The organism is Acidovorax sp. SDU_ACID1 (genome assembly GCF_045291395.1).
Lineage (GTDB): Bacteria > Pseudomonadota > Gammaproteobacteria > Burkholderiales > Burkholderiaceae_C > MR-S7.
In genome coordinates this window covers 1,606,618-1,632,317 of the sequence record NZ_CP152342.1, presented here as the reverse complement: position 1 = coordinate 1,632,317, position 25,700 = coordinate 1,606,618, and the positions used below count along the sequence as shown (strand labels likewise).

The 25,700-nt window shown below is 67.4% G+C and carries 21 protein-coding genes and 1 pseudogene; 15 read left to right on the top strand and 7 right to left on the bottom strand.

Annotated features, from left to right (window positions below; genetic code table 11):
* Nucleotide 1: 1 nt before the first annotated feature.
* Complete coding sequence (gene hisD, locus AAG689_RS08050) at nt 2–1,321, bottom strand: histidinol dehydrogenase (RefSeq protein WP_406625503.1); 1,320 nt, start codon at nt 1,319–1,321, stop codon at nt 2–4.
* A 166-nt stretch (nt 1,322–1,487) separates the two neighbouring features.
* On the opposite strand from hisD, the gene AAG689_RS08045 reads away from it, so the two are divergent.
* The 6 genes and pseudogenes from AAG689_RS08045 to AAG689_RS08020 all read left to right on the top strand — a co-directional run bounded on the left by AAG689_RS08045 (nt 1,488) and on the right by AAG689_RS08020 (nt 8,552).
* A complete protein-coding gene (locus tag AAG689_RS08045; protein WP_406625502.1) occupies nt 1,488–1,862 on the top strand; it encodes a hypothetical protein in 375 nt (124 codons plus the stop codon).
* Nucleotides 1,863–2,051: 189 nt separating this feature from the next.
* Nucleotides 2,052–3,239, top strand: coding sequence for a TolC family protein (locus AAG689_RS08040; RefSeq protein ID WP_406625501.1), 1,188 nt, complete (start codon nt 2,052–2,054; stop codon nt 3,237–3,239).
* Between the two features lie 14 nt (nt 3,240–3,253).
* Nucleotides 3,254–3,883 (top strand): hypothetical protein, encoded by a 630-nt coding sequence (locus AAG689_RS08035; protein ID WP_406625500.1) that lies wholly within the window; start codon nt 3,254–3,256, stop codon nt 3,881–3,883.
* Nucleotides 3,880–4,991 (top strand): annotated as a pseudogene (locus AAG689_RS08030) (efflux RND transporter periplasmic adaptor subunit). The gene AAG689_RS08035 and the pseudogene AAG689_RS08030 overlap by 4 nt, the downstream one beginning before the upstream one ends.
* A 10-nt stretch (nt 4,992–5,001) precedes the next feature.
* Nucleotides 5,002–8,121, top strand: a complete 3,120-nt coding sequence (locus AAG689_RS08025; RefSeq protein ID WP_406625499.1) for an efflux RND transporter permease subunit — start codon at nt 5,002–5,004, stop codon at nt 8,119–8,121.
* Nucleotides 8,122–8,165: 44 nt separating this feature from the next.
* Complete coding sequence (locus AAG689_RS08020; protein WP_406625498.1) at nt 8,166–8,552, top strand: hypothetical protein; 387 nt, start codon at nt 8,166–8,168, stop codon at nt 8,550–8,552.
* A 15-nt stretch (nt 8,553–8,567) separates the two neighbouring features.
* Here AAG689_RS08020 and AAG689_RS08015 read toward each other — a convergent pair whose 3' ends face one another.
* Entirely contained in the window at nt 8,568–9,509 is a 942-nt protein-coding gene (locus AAG689_RS08015) for a LysR substrate-binding domain-containing protein (protein ID WP_406625497.1), read from the bottom strand.
* A 122-nt stretch (nt 9,510–9,631) separates the two neighbouring features.
* Between AAG689_RS08015 and AAG689_RS08010 the strand changes: the two genes are divergently transcribed.
* From AAG689_RS08010 to AAG689_RS07985, 6 genes are all read left to right on the top strand, one after another.
* A complete protein-coding gene (locus AAG689_RS08010) occupies nt 9,632–10,768 on the top strand; it encodes an alanine racemase (RefSeq protein WP_406625496.1) in 1,137 nt (378 codons plus the stop codon).
* Nucleotides 10,769–10,786: 18 nt separating this feature from the next.
* Nucleotides 10,787–11,767 (top strand): tripartite tricarboxylate transporter substrate binding protein, encoded by a 981-nt coding sequence (locus AAG689_RS08005; protein WP_406625495.1) that lies wholly within the window; start codon nt 10,787–10,789, stop codon nt 11,765–11,767.
* 279 nt (nt 11,768–12,046) lie between these two features.
* Nucleotides 12,047–12,919 (top strand): c-type cytochrome, encoded by an 873-nt coding sequence (locus AAG689_RS08000; protein WP_406625494.1) that lies wholly within the window; start codon nt 12,047–12,049, stop codon nt 12,917–12,919.
* Between the two features lie 66 nt (nt 12,920–12,985).
* Nucleotides 12,986–14,362, top strand: a complete 1,377-nt coding sequence (locus AAG689_RS07995; protein WP_406625493.1) for a cbb3-type cytochrome c oxidase subunit I — start codon at nt 12,986–12,988, stop codon at nt 14,360–14,362.
* Nucleotides 14,334–15,167 carry a CbbQ/NirQ/NorQ/GpvN family protein gene (locus AAG689_RS07990; RefSeq protein ID WP_406625492.1) on the top strand — a complete coding sequence of 278 codons (834 nt, stop codon included), beginning with the start codon at nt 14,334–14,336 and terminating at the stop codon, nt 15,165–15,167. The genes AAG689_RS07995 and AAG689_RS07990 overlap by 29 nt, the downstream gene beginning before the upstream one ends.
* A 3-nt stretch (nt 15,168–15,170) precedes the next feature.
* Nucleotides 15,171–17,261 (top strand): nitric oxide reductase activation protein NorD, encoded by a 2,091-nt coding sequence (locus tag AAG689_RS07985; protein ID WP_406625491.1) that lies wholly within the window; start codon nt 15,171–15,173, stop codon nt 17,259–17,261.
* Nucleotides 17,262–17,287: 26 nt separating this feature from the next.
* Here the strand turns inward: AAG689_RS07985 and AAG689_RS07980 are convergent, their stop codons facing one another.
* Complete coding sequence (locus AAG689_RS07980) at nt 17,288–18,517, bottom strand: MFS transporter (protein ID WP_406625490.1); 1,230 nt, start codon at nt 18,515–18,517, stop codon at nt 17,288–17,290.
* Nucleotides 18,518–18,780: 263 nt separating this feature from the next.
* Between AAG689_RS07980 and AAG689_RS07975 the strand changes: the two genes are divergently transcribed.
* Entirely contained in the window at nt 18,781–19,788 is a 1,008-nt protein-coding gene (locus AAG689_RS07975; RefSeq protein WP_406625489.1) for a D-2-hydroxyacid dehydrogenase family protein, read from the top strand.
* 98 nt (nt 19,789–19,886) lie between these two features.
* On the opposite strand, the gene AAG689_RS07970 is transcribed toward AAG689_RS07975, so the two are convergent.
* From AAG689_RS07970 to AAG689_RS07955, 4 genes are all read right to left on the bottom strand, one after another.
* On the bottom strand, nt 19,887–21,014 hold the full coding sequence (locus tag AAG689_RS07970; RefSeq protein ID WP_024001199.1) for a branched-chain amino acid ABC transporter substrate-binding protein: 1,128 nt from the start codon (nt 21,012–21,014) through the stop codon (nt 19,887–19,889).
* Nucleotides 21,015–21,146: 132 nt separating this feature from the next.
* Nucleotides 21,147–21,527 carry a hypothetical protein gene (locus AAG689_RS07965; protein WP_406625488.1) on the bottom strand — a complete coding sequence of 127 codons (381 nt, stop codon included), beginning with the start codon at nt 21,525–21,527 and terminating at the stop codon, nt 21,147–21,149.
* Nucleotides 21,527–21,973 carry a DNA polymerase III subunit chi gene (locus AAG689_RS07960; RefSeq protein ID WP_406626307.1) on the bottom strand — a complete coding sequence of 149 codons (447 nt, stop codon included), beginning with the start codon at nt 21,971–21,973 and terminating at the stop codon, nt 21,527–21,529. Before AAG689_RS07960 ends, AAG689_RS07965 begins: the two co-directional genes overlap by 1 nt.
* Before the next feature lie 2 nt (nt 21,974–21,975).
* Nucleotides 21,976–23,460, bottom strand: coding sequence for a leucyl aminopeptidase (locus tag AAG689_RS07955; RefSeq protein ID WP_406625487.1), 1,485 nt, complete (start codon nt 23,458–23,460; stop codon nt 21,976–21,978).
* 23 nt (nt 23,461–23,483) lie between these two features.
* On the opposite strand from AAG689_RS07955, the gene lptF reads away from it, so the two are divergent.
* Both lptF and lptG read left to right on the top strand, forming a co-directional pair.
* The gene (gene lptF, locus AAG689_RS07950) at nt 23,484–24,578 is read left to right on the top strand and encodes an LPS export ABC transporter permease LptF (RefSeq protein ID WP_406625486.1); all 1,095 of its coding nucleotides are present in this window, start codon (nt 23,484–23,486) and stop codon (nt 24,576–24,578) included.
* A complete protein-coding gene (gene lptG / locus AAG689_RS07945; RefSeq protein WP_406625485.1) occupies nt 24,575–25,696 on the top strand; it encodes an LPS export ABC transporter permease LptG in 1,122 nt (373 codons plus the stop codon). Before lptF ends, lptG begins: the two co-directional genes overlap by 4 nt.
* Nucleotides 25,697–25,700 lie beyond the last annotated feature (4 nt).

Below are 25,700 nucleotides of genomic sequence, written 5' to 3'. Positions count from 1 at the left end.
CTCATGCCTCGGCCGGCACGGGCTGGTACCAGGGCACCTCGGCGCGCGTGCCATAGCGGCGCACGCGCAGGTTGGCCTGCTCGCCGTGCCCCGCGAAGTTCTCCATGTGGCACAGGCGCGAGCAGTATTCGCCCATGAGCGCGCTGGCCTCGTCCGTCAGCACCTTCTGGTAGGTACAGGTCTTGAGGAACTTGCCCACCCACAGGCCGCCCGTGTAGCGGGCCGCCTTGTTCGTGGGCAGCGTGTGGTTGGTGCCGATGACCTTGTCGCCGAAGCTGACGTTGGTGCGCGGCCCGAGGAACAGCGCCCCGTAGTTGGTCATGCGCTGCAGGAAGTAGTCCGGGTCGCGCGTCATCACCTGCACGTGCTCGGAGGCCAGCTCGTCCGCCTTCGCCAGCATTTCCTCGTCGCTGTCGCAGACGATCACCTCGCCGTACTCCGCCCAGCTCTGCGCCGCGATCGCTGCCGTGGGCAGGATCTGGAGCTGCCGCTCCACCTCGGCCATGGTGTCCCGGGCGAGCTTTTCGCTGGTCGTCAGCAGCACGGCGGGCGACGTCGGCCCGTGTTCGGCCTGGCCCAGCAGGTCCACGGCGCACATCTCAGCATCCACCGACTCGTCAGCGATCACCAGCGTCTCCGTCGGCCCCGCGAACAGGTCGATACCCACGCGGCCGAACAGCTGCCGCTTGGCCTCGGCCACGAACATGTTGCCGGGACCGACCAGCATGTCCACCGGCGCGATGCTCTGCGTGCCCACCGCCATTGCCACCACGGCCTGCACGCCGCCGAGCACGAGGATCTCGTCCGCCCCCGCCATGGCCATGGCCGTGACAATGGCCGGATGCGGCTTGCCCTGGAACGGCGGCGCGGTGGACACCACGCGCTTGACACCTGCCACCTTGGCCGTCAGCACGCTCATGTGCGCCGATGCGAGCAGGGGGTACTTGCCGCCCGGGATGTAGCAGCCCACCGCATTCACCGGGATGTGCTTGTGGCCGAGGACGACGCCGGGGTACGTCTCCACCTCCACGTCGCGCATCGAGTCGCGCTGGATCTGCGCGAAGTTGCGCACCTGCTTCTGGGCGAAGGCGATGTCCTCGATCTCGCGCGCGGACAGGCTCTTGCGCGCCGCTTCGATCTCCGCCTGGGACAGGCGGAAGTCCGCCGGGTCCCACTGGTCGAACTTGCGGCTGTATTCGCGCACGGCTTCGTCGCCTCGGCGTTCGATGTCCTGGATGATGCCTTCCACGGTGGCGCGCACCTTGGCATCGTCTTCGGCACGGATCTGCATGGCCTTGCCGCGTTTGAGGTATCTGATCATGAGGTTCTCTGGGTTGGGACGGGTTGCATACGAATGCAGCATACTTTTGGCGCCTTGCAATCGCATGCAAATAGGGGTTTTCACCAAGAAAAACCTTGCAGCTTGACCTTGGAGTGGCTTCAAGGTTTGAAATAGCGCCTCCCTCGCTGCTGCTACACTTTTTTCGATGCGCCGCTGGCTCGCCATCCTGTTGCTCGTGCTCATGCCCGCCCAGGCCACCTGGGCGGTGGCGGCGGGCTATTGCGTCCACACACCGGGCGCGGCGGCCTCGGACCACCTCGGGCACCACGACCCCAGCGCGCACGGCCATGCCTCCGTGCTGGCGGATGCGCCGCAGGCCCAGGACGCCGGCAGCGATGGGGCGCCCCATGGGCACCATGACTGCGGGCACTGCCATGGGCAATGCGCGGGCCTGCTGATCGGGCTGGCGCCGCTGCCCCTGGAACGGATTCCCGGCCCGTCTGTCCAGCCCATCGACGACCCGTGGGCGGCCTTGGCGTCCGTCCGCCCCGAACGTCCCAAATGGGCTCCCCTCGCCTGACCGGCGAGGCGGGACCCTCCTTCTCCTCCATCCCGTTCGCGCCCGAGCGCGCAGCCCCTTCGCTGCCCGCCCGGCCGCTGCTTGCCGGTCTCCCGTGTCCCGTCCTCAACACTGGAGCATCGGATGTATCCGACAACACGAATACCGAACCATCTTCGGCAGGCCCTGCTTGCCCTTACCCTGGCCGGCATGGGCGCCGGCGGTTTTGCCCAGGCAACGCCAGCACCGGCCAGCCTGAAAGATGTCTATGAGACGGCCTGGGCACGCCAGCCCGAGGCACAGGCCCTGGCTGCGCGCCGGGATGCCGTGCAGGCGCAGCAGCGCGCCGCGGGCGCATGGACACCCGAGCCGCCCGCACTCGCAGTCGCGGCCAAGTCCGACCGGTTCACGCGCAACGATGGCGCGCGCGAACTCGAAGCGGCCATTGCCATCCCCCTGTGGCTGCCCGGCGAGCGGCGCAGCAACGGCGCCTTGGCGGACAGCGCGGCCGCCGCCCTGGAAAGCCGCGTGGAGGCCGCGCGCCTGCGCCTAGCCGCCACGGTGCGCGAGGCCTGGTGGAGCTGGCAGCGCACACGCATCGATGCAGAGATGGCTCGCGGGCAATGGGACAGCGCGCGCCGCATCGCCGCCGACGTCGCGCGGCGCGCCCAGGCCGGCGACCTGGCGCGGGCCGACCGGCACCAGGCCGACGGCGCCGTCGCCGCGGCCGAGGCCGCCGTGGCGCAGGCCGAGGCCGCAACGACGGCGGCACTCCAACAGCTGAGGGCGCTGACCGGCGGCGCGGCCATCACAGCGATTGCGGACCCTGCCCCCGATGAGCCGGAACCTGCATCGGCAGACGCACCGCCGCACCCGGCGCTGGCCGAGTTGCAGGACCGTGCCGCCGTGGCCGAGCGCGCCGCAGCGCTGGCGGCCACGCAATCGCGCGCCAACCCGGAGCTGACCCTGTCCGCCACACGCGAGCGCGGGTCGTTCGACGAGCGCTACGGCCGCACCGTCACGCTGGGCATCCGCATCCCCCTGGGCGCAGGGCCGCGCCACGACAGCCGCGTGGCGGCGGCGCGGGCCGACGCCATGGAAGCCCAGGCGCAGCTCGCGCTCGACCGTGCGCGGCTGCAGTCCGAGGGCGAGGCCGCCGTCGCCCGCGTCCATGCCGCACGCGCCCAGCTCGCGGCCGCCGAACGCCGCGCCGCGCTGGCGCGCGAGACACGCGGCTTCTTCGACAAGTCCTTCCGCCTGGGCGAAACCGACCTGCCCACGCGCCTGCGCATCGAGAACGAGGCCTTCGATGCCGAGCGCCAGGCCGCGCGCAGCCGCATCGAGCTGGCCGCGGCCATTTCCACTTGGCGCCAAGCGCTGGGCCTGCTGCCGCAGTGAGCGGCAGGATATGAATGAAATTGGCCTCCAGCACTTATTCATCAAGCGCGAGCAGCTATCAAACAAGTAGCAAATCTCTTTTCGAAACCTCGACCATGAAACCCTCATCCCTGCTGGCGGTGCTCGGCATCGCCGCCCTCCTCCTGTCTCCGCTGGCGCGCGCCGGCGAAGGCCACGACCACGGCGACGCGGTCCCCGCCGCCACCGGCCCCGCGCTGCCGCGCTTTGCCGCCGCGTCGGAACTCTTCGAACTCGTCGGCGTGCTGAACGGCAAGCGCATCACGCTCTGGCTCGACCGCGCCGACGACAACGCGCCGGTGACCGGCGCGCGGATCGAACTCGACATCGCCGGCGAAAAACTCCAGGCCGAACCGCATGACGATGCCTATGAACTCATGCTCGCTGCCGAGCCCGAGCCGGGCGTGCTGCCGATCACGGCGACAGTCACTGCGGGCAGCGACGTCGATCTGCTGGCCGGCGAACTCGACCTCCACGAGCACGCCCACGCCGACGCCACTGCACCCTCCAGGCCCTGGGCCCGCTATGCGGCCTGGGCCGCCGGCGCGGCTGCAGCGCTCGCGGTGCTGGTCGCCATCGGCCGCACGGCGGCCTCCCGCCAACGCCGCGCAGGGGGTGCCGCATGACCGCGCGACGCATAGTTCTCACCCTGGCCGCCGCGCTGTCGCTGAGCATGCTCCCCTGCGCCTTCGCCGGCGAAGGTCACGACCATGGCGACAATCCCGCAGCGCCGAACGCCAACGGCCCGCAGCGCCTGCCCGATGGCAGCGTGTTCCTGCCCAAGCCCGCGCAGCGCAGCTCGGCGTGCGCACCCTGCGCGCCGAGGAAGGCGCGCTGCCACGCGCGCTCGAACTGAACGGCAAGGTGGCCATGGACCCCAACGCGGGGGGCAAGGTCCAGCCTACGAGCGCCGGCCGCATCGAACCGGGTCCGCGCGGGCTGCCGAACCCCGGCCAGGCAGTGCGCAAGGGCGAGGTGCTGGCCTATGTCGTCCCGTCGGCCGCCCCCATCGAGCGCTCGAACCAGGCCGCGCAACTGGCCGAGCTGCGTGCCGCCAAAGGCCTGGCCGACAAGCGCGCCGCACGCCTGCAGGAACTGGCAGACACCGTGCCGCGCAAGGACATCGAGGCGGCCGAGAGCGAGGCCCGCAGCCTGGCCGAGCGCATCGCCGCCGTCGGCGCCGGGCTCTCCACCCGCGAGGCCCTGGTGGCGCCCGTCTCCGGCGTGATCGCCTCGGCCAACGCGGTGGCCGGCCAGGTGGTGGATGCGCGCGAACTGGTCTTCGAGGTGATCGACCCGGCGCGGCTGCGCATCGAGGCGCTCGCTTTCGACCCGGCGGTCGGCGCGGACATCGGCAGCGCCACGCTGGCCATCGGCCAGGAGCGCGTTCCGCTGGCCTTCATCGGCGCCGCGCGCAGCCTGCGCGAGCAGGCGCTGCCGCTCGCCTTCCGCGCCGAAGGACCCGCGCTGTCGGCGCTGGCCGTGGGCCAGCCGGTGCGCGTCTTCGTGCAGAGCAAGGCCACGGTCCAGGGCATCGCGGTGCCCGTGGCCGCGCTGATGAAGAACCCTGCGAACCAGACCATCGTCTGGGTGAAGACCGCGCCGGAGCGCTTCGAGCCGCGCCCCGTGACGGCCGAGCCGCTGGACGGCGTGAACGCGGCGGTCACGTCGGGCCTCGCGGCCGGCGACCGGGTGGCCACGCAAGGGGCCACGCTGATCAACCAGGTGCGCTGAAGGAGCCCGCATGTTCAAGTGGCTTCTCGACAACAGCCTGGCCAACCGGCTGCTGGTGATCATCGCCAGCGTCGTGCTGATGGCCTACGGTGCCTTCACACTGTCCCGCACGCCGGTGGACGTGTTCCCCGACCTCAACAAGCCCACGGTCACCATCATGACCGAGGCCGGCGGCATGGCCGCCGAGGAGGTGGAGCAGCTCATCACCTTCCCGCTGGAGACGACCATGAACGGGCTGCCCGGCGTCGAGTCGGTGCGCTCGACCTCGTCGGCCGGCCTGTCCTTCCTCTACGTCACCTTCGGCTGGAGCACCGACATCTTCCGTGCCCGCCAGCTCGTCTCCGAGCGGCTGGCCTCGATGGAGGAAGGCCTGGCCGAAGGCGTCGTGCCGCGCATGGGGCCCATCAGTTCCATCATGGGCGAGATCATGCAGATCGCCATTCCGGTCGACCCGCAGAAGATCAGCCCCATGGCCGTGCGCGAGTACGCCGACTGGGTGCTGCGCCCCCGGCTACTGTCGGTGCCGGGCGTGGCGCAGGTGATTCCCATCGGTGGCGAGGTACGGCAGTTCCAGGTGCAGCCGGACACGGCACGCATGGCCGACCTGGGCATCTCGCACGAGCAGCTCGCCGCGGCGCTCAAGGGCTTTTCGGCCAACACGTCGGGGGGATTCCTGGAGCTGAACGGGCGCGAATACCTGATCCGCCACATCGGCCGCACGTCGCGCCTGGAGGACCTGAAGAACCTCGCGCTCACCGCCCGCCAGGGGCAGCCCATCGTGCTGCGCCAGATCGCCGAAGTGACCTTCGCCGCCGCCATCCAGCGCGGCGACGCGGGCTTCGAGGGCAAGCCGGCCGTGATCCTGGGCGTCCAGAAGCAGCCCACTGCCGACACCATCGCCCTGACCACGGCCATCGAGGACGCGCTGGCCGGGCTGCAGGGCTCGCTGCCCGCAGGCATGGAGGCGCCGCGCGTCACCTTCCGCCAGGCCAGCTTCATCGAGGCGTCGATCACCACGCTGCAAGGCAAGCTGATCGGCGCCTCGGTGTTCGTCGCGGCGATCCTGTTCTTCTTCCTCGGCACGCTGCGGCCCACCATCATCGCGCTGACGGCCATCCCCGTGTCGATCTTCATCACCGCGCTGGTCTTCCGCTGGTTCGGCCTGTCGATCAACACCATGACGCTGGGCGGCCTGGCGATTGCCATCGGCGGGCTGGTGGACGATGCGGTCGTCGGCGTGGAGAACGTGCTGCGCCGCCTGAAGGAAGACCGCGCCAGGCACCCTGGCAAGCGGCTGCATCCGCTCGAAGTGGTGGGCCGCGCGACGATGGAGGTGCGCTCGGCCATCCTCTATGCCACGGTGATCATCGTGCTGGTCTTCATCCCGCTGTTCGCGCTGCCCGGGCTGGAGGGCAAGCTGTTCGTGCCGCTGGGCATCGCCTTCATCGTCTCGACGCTGGCCTCGCTGGTGGTGTCGGTGACGGTCACGCCGGTGCTGAGCTTCTTTCTGCTGCCCCGCATGAAGCACCTGGACCATGGCGACACCCGGGTGCTCGCCTGGCTGAAGGCGCGCTACCGGGGCGGTCTGGAGGCCGTGCTGGAGCGACCCCGGGCCGCGCTCGCCGCCGCGGCCATCGCGGTCGTGGCGGCCACGGCGGCGGTGCCCTTCTTCCCGACGACCTTCCTGCCGCCGTTCAACGAAGGCACGCTGCTGATCGGCCTGCGGTTGAATCCGGGCGTCACCCTGCCGGAGAGCTCCGCGGTGGCGCGCCAGGCCGAGGTGCTGGTGCGCCAGGTGCCCGAGGTCACGCACGTGGGGCGGCGCAGCGGCCGCGCCGAGCTGGACGAACATGCCGAGGGCGTGCACGTGAGCGAACTCGACGTCGGCCTGAAGCCCACCGCCGAACTCACGCGCAGCATGGACGAGGTGCGGGCCGACATCCGCGCACGCCTGGCCAACCTGCCGGCCGCCATCGAGATCGGACAGCCGATCTCGCACCGCATCGACCACATGCTCTCGGGCGTGCGCTCGCAGATCGCGATCAAGATCTTCGGCGAGGACCTGGACGCGCTGCGCGGGCAGGCCGAGGCGCTGCGGCAGCGGCTGGCGGCTATTCCCGGCATCGCCGACCTGCAGGTCGAAAAGCAGGTGCTGGCGCCGCAGATCAAGGTGCACATCGACTACGCCGCGGCCGCACGGTACGGCGTGCCCGCGCCGCAGGTGCTGGCCACGCTGCAGAGCCTGGTCGAGGGCGAGAAGATCGCGCAGGTCGTCGAAGGAGGCCGGCGCTTCGCGCTGGTGGTGAAGCTGCCCGAGGCGGCGCGGTCGATCGAGGGCTTGCGCCAGATCCTGATCGAAACACCGGCGGGCCACATCCCGCTCTCCAAGGTCGCGACGATCGAGGACGGCGACGGCCCCAACCAGATCAGCCGCGACGATGGCAAGCGCCGCATCGTGCTGTCGGCCAACGCTTCGGGCCGCGCGCTGTCGGAAGTCGTTGCGGACATCCGCCGGGTCGTCGCCGAAACCCCGCTGCCCGAGGGAGCCTTCATCACGCTGGGCGGACAATTCCAGGCGCAGGAGGAAGCCGCGCGGCTCGTCGGCCTGCTGTCCATCGTGTCGCTGGCGCTGATGTTCGTGGTGCTGTACAGCCGTTATCAATCCACCACGCTCTCGGCCCTGATCATGGTGAACATCCCGCTGGCCCTGGTCGGCGCGGTGATCGGCCTCGCGCTGTCGGGCCAGCCGCTGTCGGTGGCCGCGCTCGTGGGCTTCATCACGCTGGCGGGCATCTCGGTGCGCAACGGCATCCTCAAGGTCAGCCACTACATCAACCTGATGCGCTTCGAGGGCGAGCGCTTCGACCGGAAGATGATCCTGCGCGGCTCCCTGGAGCGCCTCTCCCCGGTGCTGATGACGGCGCTGGTCACCGCCTTCGCGCTGGCGCCGCTGCTGTTCGAGGCCGAGCAGCCCGGCACCGAGGTGCTGCACCCGGTGGCCGTGGTGATCTTCTCCGGCCTGATCAGCTCGACGCTGCTCGACACCTTCCTCACACCCGCCATGTTCTGGCTGTTCGGTCGCAAGGATGCCGAGCGGCTGGAGAACGACAAGGACGCCGAGGCGCTGTGATTTCCCCAATGCCCGTTTTTTCCATCCACCCGAAAGGAAACACCATGAAGACGCATGCTGCTGTCGCTGCCATCACCCTGACTCTCGCCAGCGCGGCTTTCGCCGCGGGCGGCAAGCACGACCATGCCCACGGACACCAGCCGATGCACGGCGGCGTCGTGGTCGAGGTCAAGGACGTGGACTACGAACTCGTCGCCCGGCCCGACACGATCCAGCTCTATGTGCGCGACCACGGCAAGCCTGCCGATGTCTCGCAGGCCCGCGCGAAAGTCGTGCTGCTGACCGGCACCGACAAGCAGGAGGTCGAGCTCCAGCCGGCTGGCGACAGGCTGCAGGCCACCGGAAGCTTCAAGGTGGGGCCCGGCACCAAGGCCGTGGCGGTCGTCACGGTCCATGGCAAGGCCGCTACCGCGCGCTTCACCATGAAGTAAGCGCCGAAGGCCGCCCTATCGCGGCGGGAACTGCACGGTCGCATCGGCAAACTCGCGCGCATCGGCCTGCAGCCAGGCGATGAGCGCCTCGACCGGTCCGCGTGCGGCAGTCTCTTCGCGGCAGAGGAAGTAGTACTCGCCCGCACTGGGCACGTTCGACGCGAAAGGGCAGAACAGGTCGGACAGTGGATCGAGGCTGCGCAGGAAAAGCGTGGGCACCAATGCCACCCCACGCCCGGCGCGCGCCGCGTCCAAGGTCATGAAGAAGTGCCCGAAGTCGCTCGTCGCCACCTTGGCAGGCAGCGTCTCGCCGCGCGAACGGAACCAGTCGCTCCATGCAGTGGGACGGGGAGCCACGGAAAGCAAGGTGAATTGGCAGAGGTCGGCGGGCGAGTGCAACGCACCTGGCGCGATCAAGCGGCGGCTGGCCACCGGCGTGAGGACCTCGTCCCAGAGCTGGAACGCCGCGACGCCGTTCCAACTGCGCACCAGCTCATGCGGGATGCGCGGCTGGTTGCGCAGATAGCGCTTGCCCGGGAACGGGCCGAGCCGGATCGCAGCGTCGAATTCATCGCTTTGGAAATCCGCGGGCGCGGTCGATGTCAGCACCCGCACCTCGATATCCGGCCACGCCGCCGAGAACGCAGGCAGCCGCGGCAGCACGTACTCAAAAGCCAGCGATTGCGTGATGCTGATCTTGAGCGTGCAGCGGCCTCCGGATTCCCGTCCGCGGCGGGTCGCCGTTTCGAGAATATCGAGGCTTTGCTGTGCCGCCCGGAAGAAATCCTCTCCCTGCGGGGTGAGCGCCACGCTGCGCGTGAGGCGCACGAAGAGCCGGTAGCCGAGGAAGTCCTCGAGCAGCCGAACCTGGCGGCTGACGGCGCTCTGCGTCACATGCAGGTCCTGTGCAGCCAGCGAGAAGCTGAGGCGCCGCGCTGCCGCCTCGAAGGCGCGCACGGCCAATAGCGGTGGAAGAAGCTCACGGCTGGAACTGCGCGGCATACGCATGATTTTAAGTCATGCATACAGCCCAAAATCATCGTTTGTCAGCACTCGGCCGCAGGGCGACAGTGCGGGCCATGCTCCATCGGCCCAACGTTTTCCAAATAGATCTGCGCGCGGTTGCGGCCTGTACCCGCGAAATCCGCACCGTCATCGGCCAGGGCCGCCCTTTCATCGCGACCTTGAAGGCCGGCGGATACGGCTACGGGGTCTTGCCCGTGGCGCTGACGGTGCTGGAGAACGGCGCCGACGCGCTCTCGATGTCCAGCCTGCACGACGCGGTCGCCCTGCGCGAAGCGGGCATCACCGCGCCGATCCTGGTGTACGCAGGCACTCTGGCGGACGCCGGCAGCGTCGCGGTCCACGAGGAATATTCGCTGATGCCTTCGTTGCACGACGAGGCCTCCTTCGCCGGTTTCGCACAGCACCTGAAGGCCCGAGTGCGCGTTGCCGTGAAGGTCGACATCGGGCCCGAGCGCATCGGCGTGCCTTTGTCGCAGGCGCGTGAATTCATCCGGCGGGTGCATGCGCATCCACGGATGGAATTGTTTGCGGTGCATGCGCACCCGAACGTGCAGCACGGCGACGGGGAAGGCGTGCGCGAGTGCATGCAATGGCAATACGACCGCTTCGTCGGGTTGCACCAGGAACTGCGGGCCGATGGCATCGACGTGCCGTGGTTCGCGCTCGCGAGTTCGAAGGTGCTGCGGATGGCCGGCGCATCCATGGCACTCAGCGCGGTGGACCCCGGCGCCGCATTGTTCTCCTCCCTGTCGGGAGGGCCGGCGCAGGCCTTCGCCCAGTTGCGCACCCGCCTTCTCGCCGTGCGGACCGTCGAGCGCACCGAGCACCTGCAACAAGCAGCCTTCCCGATGCGCCAGGACATGCGGGTCGGCGTGCTGCCCATCGGTTACTCGGATGGCATGCATCGCGTCCATGCTGCCAGCGTGCTGGTGCGCGGCCAGCGGGCGCCTGTCCTCGGCAAGCCCGCGCTCGAATACACGCGCATCGACCTCAGCAGCCTGCCTGATGCGCAGGTGGGGGACGAGGTAGTGATCATTGGCCGGCAGGAGGGAGCCGTGATCTCCCCGGAAGAGGCTTGCGCCTTCCAGCGTGCCGCCCGTGTCATCGATCTGGCGCTGCAGATCGGTCCCACCGTGGAGCGTGAGTACATCGGCGCCTGCGGGTCTCCGCTTTCCTTTTCTCAACCCTAGATCGCAGGAGCTGTGAACATGCCCTCCATTTCCCGCCGCCACTTCGTCGCCCTGGCCGCCGCGCACGCCGCTGGCGCCACGAGTGGTTCCGCATTCGCAAACGGTTTTCCCAACCGTCCCATCCGGCTGATCGTGCCGTACGCGGCGGGCGGGGGTGCCGACATGGTTGCCCGGACCATCGCACAGCGCCTGACCGAGACGTTGGGATGGTCGGTCGTGGTCGACAACAAAGCCGGCGCGAACGGCTTGATCGGTTCCGACGCGGTGGCCAAGGGCCCTGCGGACGGCTATACCCTCCTGCTCACCGATGCCGCATTTGCGACCAATCCCGCGGTGCAGCCCAAGATTCCGTTCGACCCGATCAAGGACTTCGCGCCCATCACCCTCGTCGGCTCGTCGCCCCAACTGCTTGTGGCCCACCCCTCCTTCCCGGCCGACTCGCTGAAGGACATGCTCGCGCTGCCGCGCGACCAGGTGCGCAATGCCGGAGTGGGCACCACCGGCGCTGGGTCGGTGGCGCATCTGCTGCTGGAAACGCTGAAGCTGAAGACTGGTATGGATCTTGTACACGTGCCCTACAAGGGCGGCAGCGCTGCTCTGAGCGATGCCGTCGGCGGGCAGATTCCGCTGGTGATCAACTCCGTTCCAGCTTGCATGCCGCACATCGAGGCGAAACGGCTCAAGGTTCTCGCCATCGCCAGCCCGTCGCGCCATCCCAAGCTGCCGCAGGTGCAGACCTTCTCGGAAAGCGTGCCGGGTATCGTCGCCAGCGCCTGGTACGGCGTGCTGGCTCCGGCGAAGACGCCGCCTGAGGTATTGCAACAGCTGGGCGCAGCCTTTGCGAAATCGGTCGAACTGCCCGATGTCAAGGCCAAGCTGACGGCAGCATTCATCGACCCCATGCAGGTCGGTCCGCAAGCGTTCTCGAAATTCCTCGGAGAGGAAATCGCGCGTTGGCAGGCGGTGGCCAGGCAAACCGGCATCACGGCCAATTCCTGAAGCGCTGGCGGCTGCGGCCGCCAGGCCACTGGCGCCGCCCTCCAGAGTTTTCGGGCCTTTGTCCTACACCGCTGAGCATGCGGCGTTCCCAACATTGGTGCGCAACGACACCTAGCCACTCCAGCAGGAGTGAGACAGAGGGGAGCCCCACATGAAAGCTTAGTTTGTACCGTTCAAACTGGTCTCGTATGCGGTAGTGCTGCTGATGGTGGGCGCGATCTGCTACGGCGGCATCATTGCGCTCACCTACTGGTCCGGCATCGGCGTGTGAGGCGCGCAATGAACAAGCGCCAAACCCGTCTGTTCGCGATCGGTGCCACAGCCGCCTCGGCCCTCGTCTTCCTAGGACTGACGCTGGACAGCCACCGGCAATTCGACCGCCTCACCAACGCCCATGCCATCACCCCTGCCGTCACGCTCGGCAAGGACGTATGGCACAAGAACAATTGCATCAACTGCCATACCCTGTTCGGCGAAGGCGCCTACTACGCCCCCGATCTCACCAAGATCACCAAGCTGCGCGGAGAGGCCTACCTCAAGGCCTACCTCAAGGATCCGTCGAAGTTCTACGACGAGAAGCGCCATCGGCGCCTCATGCCCAAGCAGGATCTGAGCGATGACGATATCGCGGGCCTCATCGCCTTCCTCGACTGGGTGAGCAATGTAGACAACCAGGGCTGGCCCCCGCGGCCCATCCTCGTTACCGGAGCAGCCCTGCCGGGCAGCGACCGAAGCGCCAGCCAGCAGACGGATGCGTCTGCCGCAGACCGCGGCGTAGGCGACGCGCCCCCGGGGGCACGTCCCGTCAGTGGCCAGGAAGATCCCATTGCCCTCGGCGAGCGGCTGTTTCGCTCTGCCACACCGGCGTGCACCGCGTGCCACTCCACGGCACCCGGTGTCGACATGGCAGGCCCGTCCCTGGCAGGCCTGCAGGGTCGTACCGAATCACTGCTGGCATCAGGCCAGTACAAGGGGAAGGCGCACGACGTGAGCGGCCATATCCACGAATCGATCGCGGAACCCAGCGCACACCTGGTGCCGGGCGCCATGTATTCGGCAGACGGCACCTCGTTCATGCCCACAACGTATGCGAAAGACCTGAAGCCGGAGCAGATCGACCAGCTCACGGCCTATTTGATGTCGTTGAAATAGGCCAACCGATGGTGTGTGCAGGCAGGTCCGCACCATCGCAGCGCCAGGTTCTCCCGGGAGTCCGCCATGAGATACAAGTCACAAGCCGTCGCCTACTGGTACTTCGCCGTGGCCGTGGCCCTGTTCGGCCTGCAGCTGGTGTTCGGGCTACTGTCGGCCACCAAATACCTGGGGCCCGATCCCTTGCTCTACATCCTGCCGTTCGACGTCACCAAGATGATCCACACGAACGTGCTCATCGTGTGGGTGATCTGCGGCTTCATGGGCGCCACGTACTGGATGGTGCCGGATGAATCCCGCACCGAACTCCACAGCACGCGGATCGCCTATGTCCAGCTCGTGCTGTGGACCCTGATGGGCCTGGCCACGGTGGTCGGCTACCTGTTCCGCTGGGGCACCGGCAACAAGCTGCTGGAGCAGCCCCTGCCGTCGAAGATCGTCATCGTCATCGTCATGCTCATGTTTCTCTACAACGTGGGCATGACCATCCGGAAGTCGGGACGCTTCACCACGACGGAAGGCGTGCTGCTGGGCGGCCTGGGCCTTGCCGCCGTGCTGTACCTGCCTGCACTGCTGTACTACGAGAACTACACCGTTTCCATCTTCTACCGGTGGTGGACGATCCATCTGTGGGTGGAGGGAGTGTGGGAAATGATCCAGGGCGGCTTCCTGGCCTATCTGCTCATCCGCCTGTCGGGCGCCGACCGGGAGGTGATGGAAAAGTGGCTGTACGTGATCGTCGGGCTCGTCTTCATTGCCGGCATCCTGGGCACGGCGCACCACTACTACTGGGTGGGCGTGCCGTCGTACTGGCTGCCGATCGGCGGCATCTTCAGCGCGCTGGAACCTGTGGCACTGGTGGGCATGGCGATGTATGCGTATTTCGCCATACGGCGTTCGGGCATGGCCCATCCCAACAAGCTGGCGCTGCACTGGACCGTGGGCAGCGCGGTCTACACGCTGTTCGGAGCGGGGCTCCTGGGGCTGGCACACACGTTTCCGAGCGTCAACAAATGGACGCACGGCACATTGATCACGGCCATGCATGGCCACGCCGCCTTCTATGGCGCCTACGCGATGATCGTGCTGGCGATGATCACCTATGCCCTGCCCTCCTTCACGCGCCGACCCGAGGAAGGCACGTCCATGGGCTATCTCTCCTTCTGGATGCAGATGGCCGGCATGTTCGGCATGACGCTGTCGTTTGCCACGGCGGGCATCGGACAGGTGTACCTCGAACGCATCATGGGAATGGGCTACCTGGATGCGCAGCTCAAGATCCAGGTGCACTTCGTCATGCTCATCATCACAGCGTCCATCTTCACCATCGGGGTCGCGCTGTTCATCATCGACTTCTTCCGCTACGCGCCCCGGCTGGAACCGTTGCGCGCCGATGCCCCCAACCATCCACTCGATGCGAACAGAACTGCCGCCACTACATGAACCGGCCGGCGCCCAGCCAGCAGCCGGCTCCGCCGCGCCCTACTACGTGCCGAGCGGCGACGAGGTCGAGGTTTTCGCACGATGCCACGCACAGGGCCTGGCCGTGATGCTCAAGGGGCCCACGGGATGCGGCAAGACGCGTTTCATGGAGCACATGGCCTGGCGCCTGCAACGGCCGCTCATCACCATTTCCTGCCATGACGACCTGAGCGCCAGCGACTTGGTGGGACGGTTCCTCATCCGCCATGACGGCACCGTGTGGCAGGATGGGCCTCTCACACGTGCCGTGCGCGAGGGCGCCCTGTGCTATCTGGACGAGGTGGTGGAGGCGCGGCAGGACACTGTGGTCGTGCTGCATCCGCTCACCGACCACCGGCGCATGCTGCCCATCGACAAGACAGGCGAGCTGCTGCAGGCCACACCCGGTTTCGGCCTGGTGGTGTCGTACAACCCGGGCTACCAGCGCATGCTCAAGGACCTCAAGCCCAGCACGCGGCAACGTTTCGTGGCATTGGATTTCGATTTCCCACCACCAGACGCGGAGGCGCAGATCGTTGCGCAAGAGGGCGGCGTGGCCCTGGGAGATGCCCGCGCATTGGTACAGCTGGCCGTGCGCCTGCGTGCACTGCAGGACCGCGGCTTGGCGGAAGTGCCCAGTACGCGCCTGCTGGTCGCCGCGGCGCAACTGGCCGCAGGTGGCATCGAATTGCGCCGAGCCTGTTACCGCGCCGTAGTGTCCCCGCTCTCCGACGAGCCCGCACTGGTGGGGGCCATGCGCGACCTCGTGGATGCCACCTTCGTGTGAGCCATGGCCGAGGCCGAAGACGTCATCACCGACGCGGCGAGACACGCGACGACTTTCGCGCAGGCCTTGTGGCGCAGGCATCGCCCCGACACAAGCCCCGCTTCATCGCATTTGGCGGACTCCGCCGATCGGCTGGACCTGCTGATACGCGCGGCCTTCGGCGATGGGCTTTCGCTACGGACGGCGCAGGAGCCCGCACCGGTGACATTCCTGCGCCGATGGTTCGTGCGCAACGAGCCACCGCCACGCTCCTCGGCCTTACCGGGCACCGATGGAACGCACGTATGGCTGCCTCGCACAATGCCCGCCTCCCTGCCGCCCGCCATGGCAGCGGAACGCTACCGCGTGCTGGCCTTGGTCCAAGCGATGCGCGCACGACGAGGCGGGGCGCCCCTGCACGCAAGCACGCACCGACCGTTGTTGCGCGATCTGTTTTCTCTGCTGGAAGCCCATGCGGCCGATCGTGCGCTGATCGCTCTCCTGCCGGGCATGGCTGCGCCGCTGGAGCGCCTGCACCAGGCTGCGCTGGAGGAGCGCCCTTCTCCAGACACCTTGCCACGCGCCCTTCGCAGCTTGGAAAGATTGGCACGTGCCATCCTGGCTGCCCCTGCAGGCGCTCCGCTGGCGTACGACCCTGCAGAGCTTTCCACGTTGCCGCAGGCAGGCGGCCCAAGGCAATGGCTGATCCCCCTGCCCGCCAGCGCGGCACAGGTGATGGCGCGCGCGCAGGAGCTGATGCCGCTGTTCGTTCCCGCAGAGGGGGAAGGCAGGCTACAGCGGTGGCTGTGGCGGGACGCATGGCTGGGAGAGATGCGCAATCCGGCCCCGCTGGCCAGGGCTTGCGCCGGCGACAATCCGCCGGCCGAACAGATACCGCCGCAAATGCCCGTACGTTCTGCACGCTTGGCACGCCGCCCGCAAGCGCGTCAACCACGCGAGGATGAAGACGACGAAGGGGGATCGGGCGCCTGGATGGTACAGACGGCTCAGCCACACGAGCAGGCCGAAGACCCCATGGGCATGCAGCGACCCAGCGACCGGGACGCCAAGACAGCGGCAGAGGAGTTTGCCGATGCACTGTCCGAGCTGCCCGAAGCGCGGCTCGTCTCGACTTCGGAGCGTGCCAAGGAAGTACTGTTGAGCGACGATCCTCCCGAGAGGCTGGCACATCAGGCAGCCTGGCATGCGGAAAGGCGCGATGCGCTCACGCTGCAGTATCCCGAATGGAACTTTCGCACAGGGTCCTATCGGATTCCGGGTGCCACTGTGCGGGTGTTCGAAGCATCTGACGGCCCCGCACGCTGGCTGCAGGACACGCTGGCCGAGCGGCAAGCGATGCTGCAGGAGGTGCGCCGGCGATTCGAATTGCTGCGCAGCCGCCGGACACGCGTGCGCCGACAACTCGATGGCGACGACATCGATCTCGATGCCTGTGTCGAAGCACATGCGGACTTTGCCGCCGGACTGCCCTTGTCCCAGCACCGCTATTGCAGTGAACGGCGCACGCGGCGGGACCTAGCGGTGATGGTGCTGATCGACGTCAGCGGCTCCACCGATGCGTGGATCGCACCAGGCCGGCGGGTGATCGACGTGGCACGCGAGGCACTGCTGCTCGTGAGCGTCGCACTCGACGGCATGGGTGCGCCCTTCGCCGTGCAGGCCTTCTCGGGCGAAGGCCCTCAGGGCGTCACCGTCCGCAACGTCAAACGCTTCCACGAAGCGTACGGATCTCCGGTCGCCCTGCGCATCGCGGGGCTGGAGCCCGAGCACTACACGCGCGCAGGCGCTGCATTGCGGCATGCATCCACCACCCTGCTGCAGACCCCTGCGGCGCACCGGCTGCTGCTGCTGCTCTCCGACGGCAAGCCCAACGATATCGACGACTACGAGGGGCGATACGGCATCGAGGATGTCCGGCAGGCCGTCGCCGAAGCGCGCCTACAAGGCGTCGCCCCCTTTTGTTTGACGGTGGACCGGCATGCGGCGGACTACCTGCCCTTTATTTTCGGCGCGCACCATTTCGCACTGCTGCCCCGCACGGAGCATCTGCCGGCAGTGCTCCTGGACTGGTTGAGGCGCCTGCTCACGGTGTAGTGCCCTGCGGGCCTGAATGACCGAGGTCAGAGCTTCTTCTTGCGGGTATTGGGCAGGAATGCCGTCGCCAATCCCAGCAGTGGCAGGAACGAGGTCACGCCGTAGACCCAGACGATTCCATGCTTGTCGGCCAGTTCCCCGACTCCGGCTGCGCCGATGCCGCCGATTCCGAACATGAGCCCGAACATGAGGCCCGACACCAGGCCGACGCGGCCGGGCACGGCCTCCTGGGCATACACCACAAGCGCGGCGAATGCCGAGGACATCACCAGGCCGACGGCAATGGCCAGGATCGCCGTCCACAACAGGTTGGCATAGGGCAGCGCAAGCGCAAAGGGCGCGACGCCGAGAAAGGAAATCCAGATGACCGCCTTGCGGCCGATGCGATCGCCCACGGGCCCGCCGACAAACGTGCCTGCCGCCACCGCAGCGAGGAACAGGAAGAGGAAAACCTGGCTGTGCTGAACGCTCAAGCCGAAGCGCTGGATCAAATAGAACGTGAAGTAGTTGGTGAAGGATGCGATGTAGACGAATTTCGCAAACATGAGGATGCAGATGACCGTCACGGCACGGATGACGCCCGCCCGGTCCAGGCCTTCCCCGTGGCTCTTCGCAAGGCTCTTGGCCTTTGCCTTGCCGTGGTGCAGCACCCAAACCGTCAGGCGGTACAGCACGAAGATGGCGGCCAGGGCGACGAGCATGAACCATGCGACGGCCGATTGCCCATACGGAATGACGATGGCGGCCGTGAGCAGCGGTCCGATCGCAGTGCCCGTGTTCCCGCCCACCTGGAAGGTCGACTGGGCGGTGCCGAACCGCCCGCCCGATGCGAGCCGTGCGATGCGCGAAGCTTCCGGATGGAACGTGGCGGAGCCCACGCCTACGACGGCCGCCGCCACGAGCAGCATGGGGTAGCTTCCGGCGGTGGCAATCAGCGCGATGCCGATCAGCGTCATCACCATTCCCGAAGGGAGCAGGTAAGGCTTGGGATGCTTGTCCGTGTACAGGCCGATCCACGGCTGGAGCAGCGATGCCGTCGCCTGGTAGACCAGCGCGATGATCCCGATCTGCCCGAAGCTCAGCGAGAAGTTCGCCTTGAGCATGGGGAAAATCGCAGGCAGCATGGCCTGGATCATGTCGTTGAGCAGATGGGCCAGCGCTGCGCCCCCGACGATGGGCATGAGGAAGCCTTGGGGCTGTGCCTCGCTTGCGGACGGAGGCATCGGGGCATCGAGCGTGGCGCTTTTGGCAGTCATGGGCAGTCAATGGAATGGAAGTACGCGAGAGTACGCCGTCCGGCCGTGGCCCTCTCTCGACAAGCTGCCAATTCCTGTCGCGCTCCTGCCATGGAGCCACCGAGGCGTTTTGTAACCTTGTGTCGATTCCTGCGTGATTTGCCGGGGCGGCCCGGCCACCCCCTTTTTCATCAACGACAATGCGACCTTGGCGCCGAAAAGACGGCCGCATCGACCATTTTTTGAACACGATGGCCGACCATCGTGCAGATGTACCGGACCCAATGAACATAGTCATTCTCGACGACTACCAGGACGCGGTGCGCAAGCTCCACTGCGCACCCCGCCTCGACCCGTATTCCGCCAAGGTCTACACGAATACAGTCAAGGGCCTGGGCCAGTTGTCGGTGCGGCTGAAAGACGCGGACATCATCGTCCTGATCCGCGACCGCACCCATATCAACCGCCAGCTGGTGGACAAGCTGCCCCGCCTCAAGCTGATCGCCCAGACCGGGCGGGTAGGCTCGCATATCGACGTGCCGGCGTGCACGGAGCGCGGCATCGCCGTCGCGGAAGGCGTCAGCTCCCCCGTGGCGCCTGCCGAACTGACCTGGGCCTTGATCATGGCCGCCATGCGGCGGCTGCCCCAGTACATCGCCAACCTCAAGCATGGGGCCTGGCAGCAATCCGGCCTGCGCGCCGCCGCCATGCCGCCCAATTTCGGCATCGGCACCGTGCTGCGTGGCAAGACGCTGGGCATCTGGGGCTACGGGCGCATTGGCCAGATCGTCGCCAGTTACGGCCGCGCCTTCGGCATGAACGTGCGGGTCTGGGGCCGGGAGGCCTCGCGCGCGCAGGCGCTCAGCGACGGGCTGCAGGTGTCCAGCACGCGCGCCGAGTTCTTCGCGGAATGCGACGTGGTGTCGGTACACGTGCGCCTCACGGACGAGACGCGCAACATGATCACGCTGGACGATCTGTCGTGCATGAAGCCCACCGCCCTGTTCGTGAATACGTCGCGCGCCGAACTCGTCGAACCTGATGCGCTGATCGCCGCGCTCAACCGCGGCCGTCCCGGCATGGCGGCCGTGGACGTCTTCGAAAGCGAGCCGATCCTGCAAGGCCATGCCCTGTTGCGGCTGGAGAACTGCATCTGCACCCCGCATATCGGCTACGTGGAGCAGGACAGCTACGAGCTCTATTTCGGTGCCGCCTTCGACAACGTGGTGAATTACATCAAGGGAACACCGACGAATATCGTCAATCCCGGCGCCTTGCAGGTCCGGCGCTGATACCGATAACCCGAAGGCGATGCAAAAAGGGGCTTCGATCGAAGCCCCTTTTTAATGCCGGTCCTGGTCGGACCGGCAATGCACAAATAACCGGCTGATTAATTCAGCGGCGTCTTCTTGCCGTCCTTGTAGACATACAGCGTGATGGCGGGATTCTTCATCTCGCCATTCGGCTCGAATGCGATATTCGCGGTCACGCCCTTGTAATTGGACTTCAGCAGTTCAGGGATGTACACCTTGGGATCCCACGAACCGGCACGCTTCATGGCATCGACCAGCAGCATGGTGGCATCGTAGGTGTAGGGGCTGTACACCTGGAACTGGTTAGGGTACTTGGCATCGTACTTGGCCTTCCAGGCCGTGCCGCCAGGCATCTTCGCCAGCGAAGCGCCACCTTCCGCGCACACCACGTTGCCCAGCGTCTTGGCGCCTGCCGCCAGTTTAGCGATCTCGGTCGTGCAAACGCCGTCACCGCCGAAATACTTCACGTTGGCCATGCCGAGTTGCTCCATCTGGCGGAGCATGGGGCCGGCTTGCGGGTCCATGCCGCCGAAGAAGATGGCGTCGGGGTTCTTCGCCTTGATGGCCGTCAGGATGGCCATGAAGTCCGTGGCCTTGTCGGTCGTGAACTGCTCATCGACCACCTTCATGCCCTTTTCGGCGGCCACGCGCTTGAACACGTTGGCCACGCCCTGGCCGTAGGCCGTACGGTCGTCGACAATGGCCACGGTCTTGAGCTTCAGGGTTTCGGCGGCGTAGACAGCCAGGCCGGAACCCAGCGCATTGTCGTTGGCGATGATGCGGAAGGTGGTCTTGTAGCCGGGCTTGGTCAGGTTGGGGTTGGTCGCCGCGCCCGTGACGTGCGGGATGCCGCAGTCGTTGTACACCTTGGAAGCCGGAATCGTGGTGCCCGAGTTCAGATGGCCGACGACGCCCGCCACCTTCGCATCGCACAGCTTTTGTGCGGCAGCGGTGCCCTGCTTCGGATCGGCCGCATCGTCTTCCGCCAGCAGTTCCAGCTTGACCTTCTTGCCGCCGATGGTGACGCCCTGCGCATTCAACTCCTCGATGGCCATGCGCGAGCCGTTTTCGTTGTCCTTCCCGTAGTGTGCCTGGGCACCCGATACCGGGGCCACGTGGCCGATCTTCACCACCTCTTGAGCGGCGGCCATCCCAGCAACCGCTGCGATCGCAGCAGCCACGGTCAGTTTCAACTTCAGTTGCATATGGATCTCCAATAAAAAGACGCTGGAATATGGTTGTGTCCAACGCGGAGAAACATATCGCAATTCCTATGCCCAATCACTAGGGAACACGATGAAGTTTCCAGGAAACGACACAGGGGAATACCCTGTCAGCTACGAGACGTTTGAACCGTTCGCCAATTCTTCCGCCACAGCCTCGTAAACAGCATGGCGAACGACGGCTTCCACTTCTTCCCTGAGACGAGGGACCATGGAGCGCGTCTGCTCCTGCACGACGAGGGCGATGGCTTCGCGCAAGCGCTGGTCCAGGACCACGTCCACGCGCTGCATGACACGGTGCACCACATATTCCTCGATGCCATGCGGCAGCGGACTGCCCGCCACCGGCGCTTCAGCGGGCACAGGAACAGGCTCCTGGACCGCCGCAGGCGGTGGTGCCGCCTGTGCCTCGGACAGGACTGCGGTTTCGGGAAGGTGCACCACATCGGTGAGCGTGGGCACGAATCTGGGCGGCATGCGCGGCGGGGTGGACATCACATCCCCTCCTTGAGCACCAGGTCGTGGCGCACGATCTGGTGGCCGCGCGATGCATAGTGGCGCCACCGCTCCCGCGCCCTGCTGCGGTCGGCCTCGTCGGAGCGGCTCACCACCTCGACCAGCTTGGCGAATTCGCCATACCCTTCGGGCACCGCATCGCCGAGGTTCAGCAGCATCTCGCGGTGCCGGCACTGGCGCATGTCATAGGTGGCGCGCACCAGCAGCACCGGCGACGCCATCCGCTGCTCCTCGTCCGCCTCGTCCAGGCAATGGGCCACGAAGTCGGTCGGCGCCATGGCCCACAGCATGCGGTCGAGCTGGCGCAGGTCCTGCTCGGAACCGGTGATCACCACGCGCATGTCGCGGCGCACCGCCTTGCGCGCGAACCGGCAGGCATAGGCCAGCTTGTCCGGCGCATTGAAATGGAACGCCACCTCGGTCATGTTCATCCCACGCGGGCCGCGCGCCTGGCGGGCTTGCGGGCAGAGCCTGCCGCTTCGATACCCAGCAGGTAATGCACCAGCAGGCCCACGGGCCGGCCGGTGGCGCCCTTGGCCGCGCCACCCTTCCAGGCCGTGCCGGCGATGTCCAGGTGCGCCCAGGGCGTATTGCCGACGAAGCGCTGCAGGAACTTGGCCGCCGTGATGGAGCCTCCGGCGCGGCCGGCCACGTTGGCCACGTCGGCGAAGTTGCTCTTGAGCCCCTCGGCATATTCGTCGTCGAGCGGCATGCGCCAGCAGGGGTCCAGCGCGGCGTCGCCGGCCGCCAGCAGGCGCTCGGCCAGGCCGTCGTCCGAGGCGAACAGGCCGCTGCGCAGCCCGCCCAGGGCGATGACGCAGGCCCCCGTGAGCGTGGCGATGTCGATCACGACAGCCGGCTTGAAGCGCGCGGCATAGGCCAGGGCGTCGCACAGCACCAGCCGCCCCTCGGCGTCAGTGTTCAGGATCTCGATGGTCTGCCCGCTCATGCTCGTCACCACGTCGCCGGGCTTGACCGCCCTGCCGTCGGGCATGTTCTCGCACGCGGGGATCAGGCCGACCACGTTGATGGCCGGCCGCAGGTCCGCCAGCGCGCGGAAGACGCCGAGCACGCTGGCCGCGCCGCCCATGTCGAACTTCATCTCATCCATCTCGGCGGCCGGCTTGATGGAGATGCCGCCCGTGTCGAAGGTGATGCCCTTGCCCACCAGCACCACCGGTGCCTGGGTCTTGCCCGCGCCCTCGTAGCGCAGTTCAATGAAGCGCAGCGGTTCCTCCGAGCCGCGCGCCACGGCCAGGAAGGCGCCCATGCCCAGCCTGGCGACCTCGGCCGGACCGTGCACCTTGCACTGGATGCCCGGGTGCTTGGCCAGCGCCTTGGCAGCCTGGCCCACCAGCGTGGGCGTGGCGTGGTTGGCGGGGCGGTTGGCCCATTCGCGCGCATATTCGGTGCCGGCGACCAGCGCCGTGGCCGTGGCGAACTCGGCCCGCGCCGCCGCGGCATCGGCCACCCCCACGGCCACGCGCGCGAGTGCGCGCGGTTCGGCCTTGCTCTTGGTGGCCGTATAGACATAGCTGGCTTCCGACACGGCCCGGACCGCCGCGCCCACCGCGCCCGCCTGGGGCGCGGCCGCGAAGACCAGCGCCAGTCGCCTGACGGACGGCGCCTTGATCATCGCGCCCGCCGCCAGGACGGCCTGGCGCACGGCGCGCGCGGTACCGTCGCCGCAGCCCAGCAGCGCCACCCTGCGCGCGGATACGCCCAGGGGTGCATACAGCGGCAGCAGCTTGCCCGCCTTGGTGTCCAGGTCGCCCGCCTTGAGCGCATGGGCCGCCAGCGACGACAGCGCGTCCGCGCGCGGCTTGAAGCCCTCGGGCACCAGCACCACGAGCAGATCGCACGGATGCGCGGCAGCGGCGGACAGTGAAAGCGTCTTCAGTTCGAAGTTCATAATCAGCGTTTTCCTTCGAACCAATGTTATTCGATTCGTCCATTCGCAAGGAGCTGGCGCGCAGCTTCGGCGCCACCCTGGTGGTGCTGATCACCGTGGTCATGACCATGATGCTGATCCGCACGCTGGGCCAAGCCTCGCGCGGCAGCGTGGCCCCGTCCGACGTGATGCTCGTCATGGGCTTCACCGTGCTGGGGCAGTTGCCCACCATCCTGAGCCTGAGCCTGTTCATCGCCGTGGTCGGCACGCTTTCGCGCATGTACCGCGACAGCGAGATGGTCATCTGGTTCTCCGCCGGCCGGGGGCTCATGAGCCTGCTGGCGCCACTGCTGCGATTTTCCTGGCCGGTGATGCTGGCCGTGGCCGCGCTGTCTCTGGCGGTGTGGCCCTGGGCCAACCGGCAGGTGCAGGAGCTCAAGGAACAGTACGAGCAGCGCAGCGACGTGGACCGCATCGCGCCGGGTGAATTCCAGGAATCCTCCAACGGCACGCGCGTGTTCTTCATCGACAAGGACTCGCCCGACGCCAACGCGGCCAACAACATCTTCATCGCCACCACGGAGCCGCACCGGGAAACCGTCACGTCCGCGCGCAGCGCGCGGCTGGAGGTGCGCAACGGCGAGCGCCTGGCCCTGCTGAGCGACGGGCAGCGGCTGGAGACCCTGCTCGACAAGCCGGGCCTGCGCATCAGCGAGTTCGAGGAATACGGCACCCGCATCGGTTCCGCCGCGCCGGGCGACCGGGAAGAGGCCGCCGCCAAGACGCGCGACACGCACGAGTTGGCGCAAAGCCCCCTGCCCGCCTACCGCGCCGAGCTGGGCTGGCGCCTGGGACTGGCCTTCGCCGTGCTGAACTTCACCGTGCTCGGGCTGGCGCTGGCCGTCGTCAATCCGCGCGCCGGGCGCAGCGGCAGCCTGGTGTTCGCGCTGTTCGCCTTCGTGGTCTATTACAACCTCATGACCGTGGGCCAGAGCTGGATCGCCGCCGGCCGCCTCGGCCTGCCGTCCTTCATGCTGGCATTGCACGGCGGCACGTTGCTGCTGGGCCTGCTGCTGCTGGCCGCCCGGCACAACCACTGGTCGCCGCGCATGCTCCGGCGCGGGCGGAGCGCCGCATGATCACCATCCGCCGTTTCATCTACCGCGAGGTCGTCGCCAGCGTGGCCTTCGCCACGCTCGCCTTCCTGGCACTGTTCTTCTTCTTCGACATGGTGGACGAGCTGCGCTGGGTGGGCCGCAGCACGCCCTTGGGCGACTACCAGCTCTCGCACGCACTGCTGTTCGTCGCGCTGAGCCAGCCCAAGCACCTGTACGAGCTGCTGCCGATCACCGTGCTGATCGGCACCATCTTCGTCATGGCCCGGCTGGCACAGAGCTCCGAATTCACCATCATGCGCACCAGCGGCCTGGGGCCCTGGCGGGCACTGAGCACGCTGCTGCTGCTGGGCGGTGCGTTCGTCGTCGTCACTTTCGCCATCGGCGACTACATCGCCCCCGCCAGCGAGCGCGCGGCCCAGTTGGTCAAGGCGCGGCGGCTAGGGCAGATCAGCACCGGCGCCACGGGCGCGTGGCTCAAGGAGCGCCAGGGCGACCACTCCGTCGCCGTCAACGTGCGTGCCATCGACCCCGATGGCCAGATGCGCAACGTGCGCATCTTCGAGTTCGACGGCAATGGTCGCGTGGCCTCCACCATCCAGGCCGAACAGGGAGATTTCGACGACGCGAGCGAGGGCTGGAACCTGTCGCAGGTGCAGCGCAGCGTGTTCCAGCGCGGAGGGGGCAAGGACGCCGACGAGGTCCGCGTGAGCCGCCTGCAGGAGCCCACGCTGCACTGGCCCACGCGCATCAGCCCCGAGATGGTGGCCGCCTCGCTGCTCAAGCCCGACAAGATGGCGACCATCGACCTGTTCCGCTACATCCGCCACCTGGAGGCCAACGGCCAGGCCGCGCAGCGCTACGAGATCGAGTTCTGGCGCAAGGTGTTCTACCCCCTCTCCTGCCTGGTGATGGTGGTGCTCTCGCTGCCCTTCGCCTACCTGCACTTCCGCTCGGGCGGCATCGCAGGCTACGTGTTCGGCGGCGTGATGGCGGGCATCAGCTTCTTCCTGCTCAACAACGTGTTCGGCTTCGCGGGCAACCTGCAGAACTGGTCGCCCTGGCTCACGGCGGCGGCGCCGGGGCTGATCTACTCCGTGCTCTCGCTGGCGGCGTTCGGCTGGCTGGTGCTCAGAAGGTAGCCGG

What these genes read in the sequence shown, in the direction of transcription:
- AAG689_RS07975 (WP_406625489.1), top strand. Translation starts at nt 18,781, where the DNA reads ATGAACATAGTCATTCTCGACGACTACCAGGACGCGGTGCGCAAGCTC.
- AAG689_RS07970 (WP_024001199.1), bottom strand. Translation starts at nt 21,014, where the DNA reads ATGCAACTGAAGTTGAAACTGACCGTGGCTGCTGCGATCGCAGCGGTT.
- AAG689_RS07955 (WP_406625487.1), bottom strand. Translation starts at nt 23,460, where the DNA reads ATGAACTTCGAACTGAAGACGCTTTCACTGTCCGCCGCTGCCGCGCAT.
- AAG689_RS08045 (WP_406625502.1), top strand. Translation starts at nt 1,488, where the DNA reads ATGCGCCGCTGGCTCGCCATCCTGTTGCTCGTGCTCATGCCCGCCCAG.
- AAG689_RS08035 (WP_406625500.1), top strand. Translation starts at nt 3,254, where the DNA reads ATGAAATTGGCCTCCAGCACTTATTCATCAAGCGCGAGCAGCTATCAA.
- lptG (WP_406625485.1), top strand. Translation starts at nt 24,575, where the DNA reads ATGATCACCATCCGCCGTTTCATCTACCGCGAGGTCGTCGCCAGCGTG.
- AAG689_RS07965 (WP_406625488.1), bottom strand. Translation starts at nt 21,527, where the DNA reads ATGTCCACCCCGCCGCGCATGCCGCCCAGATTCGTGCCCACGCTCACC.
- AAG689_RS07995 (WP_406625493.1), top strand. Translation starts at nt 12,986, where the DNA reads ATGAGATACAAGTCACAAGCCGTCGCCTACTGGTACTTCGCCGTGGCC.
- AAG689_RS07980 (WP_406625490.1), bottom strand. Translation starts at nt 18,517, where the DNA reads ATGACTGCCAAAAGCGCCACGCTCGATGCCCCGATGCCTCCGTCCGCA.
- hisD (WP_406625503.1), bottom strand. Translation starts at nt 1,321, where the DNA reads ATGATCAGATACCTCAAACGCGGCAAGGCCATGCAGATCCGTGCCGAA.
- AAG689_RS08025 (WP_406625499.1), top strand. Translation starts at nt 5,002, where the DNA reads ATGTTCAAGTGGCTTCTCGACAACAGCCTGGCCAACCGGCTGCTGGTG.
- AAG689_RS08040 (WP_406625501.1), top strand. Translation starts at nt 2,052, where the DNA reads ATGGGCGCCGGCGGTTTTGCCCAGGCAACGCCAGCACCGGCCAGCCTG.
- AAG689_RS08000 (WP_406625494.1), top strand. Translation starts at nt 12,047, where the DNA reads ATGAACAAGCGCCAAACCCGTCTGTTCGCGATCGGTGCCACAGCCGCC.
- AAG689_RS08005 (WP_406625495.1), top strand. Translation starts at nt 10,787, where the DNA reads ATGCCCTCCATTTCCCGCCGCCACTTCGTCGCCCTGGCCGCCGCGCAC.
- AAG689_RS07985 (WP_406625491.1), top strand. Translation starts at nt 15,171, where the DNA reads ATGGCCGAGGCCGAAGACGTCATCACCGACGCGGCGAGACACGCGACG.
- AAG689_RS07960 (WP_406626307.1), bottom strand. Translation starts at nt 21,973, where the DNA reads ATGACCGAGGTGGCGTTCCATTTCAATGCGCCGGACAAGCTGGCCTAT.
- AAG689_RS08010 (WP_406625496.1), top strand. Translation starts at nt 9,632, where the DNA reads ATGCTCCATCGGCCCAACGTTTTCCAAATAGATCTGCGCGCGGTTGCG.
- AAG689_RS08020 (WP_406625498.1), top strand. Translation starts at nt 8,166, where the DNA reads ATGAAGACGCATGCTGCTGTCGCTGCCATCACCCTGACTCTCGCCAGC.
- AAG689_RS07990 (WP_406625492.1), top strand. Translation starts at nt 14,334, where the DNA reads ATGCGAACAGAACTGCCGCCACTACATGAACCGGCCGGCGCCCAGCCA.
- lptF (WP_406625486.1), top strand. Translation starts at nt 23,484, where the DNA reads ATGTTATTCGATTCGTCCATTCGCAAGGAGCTGGCGCGCAGCTTCGGC.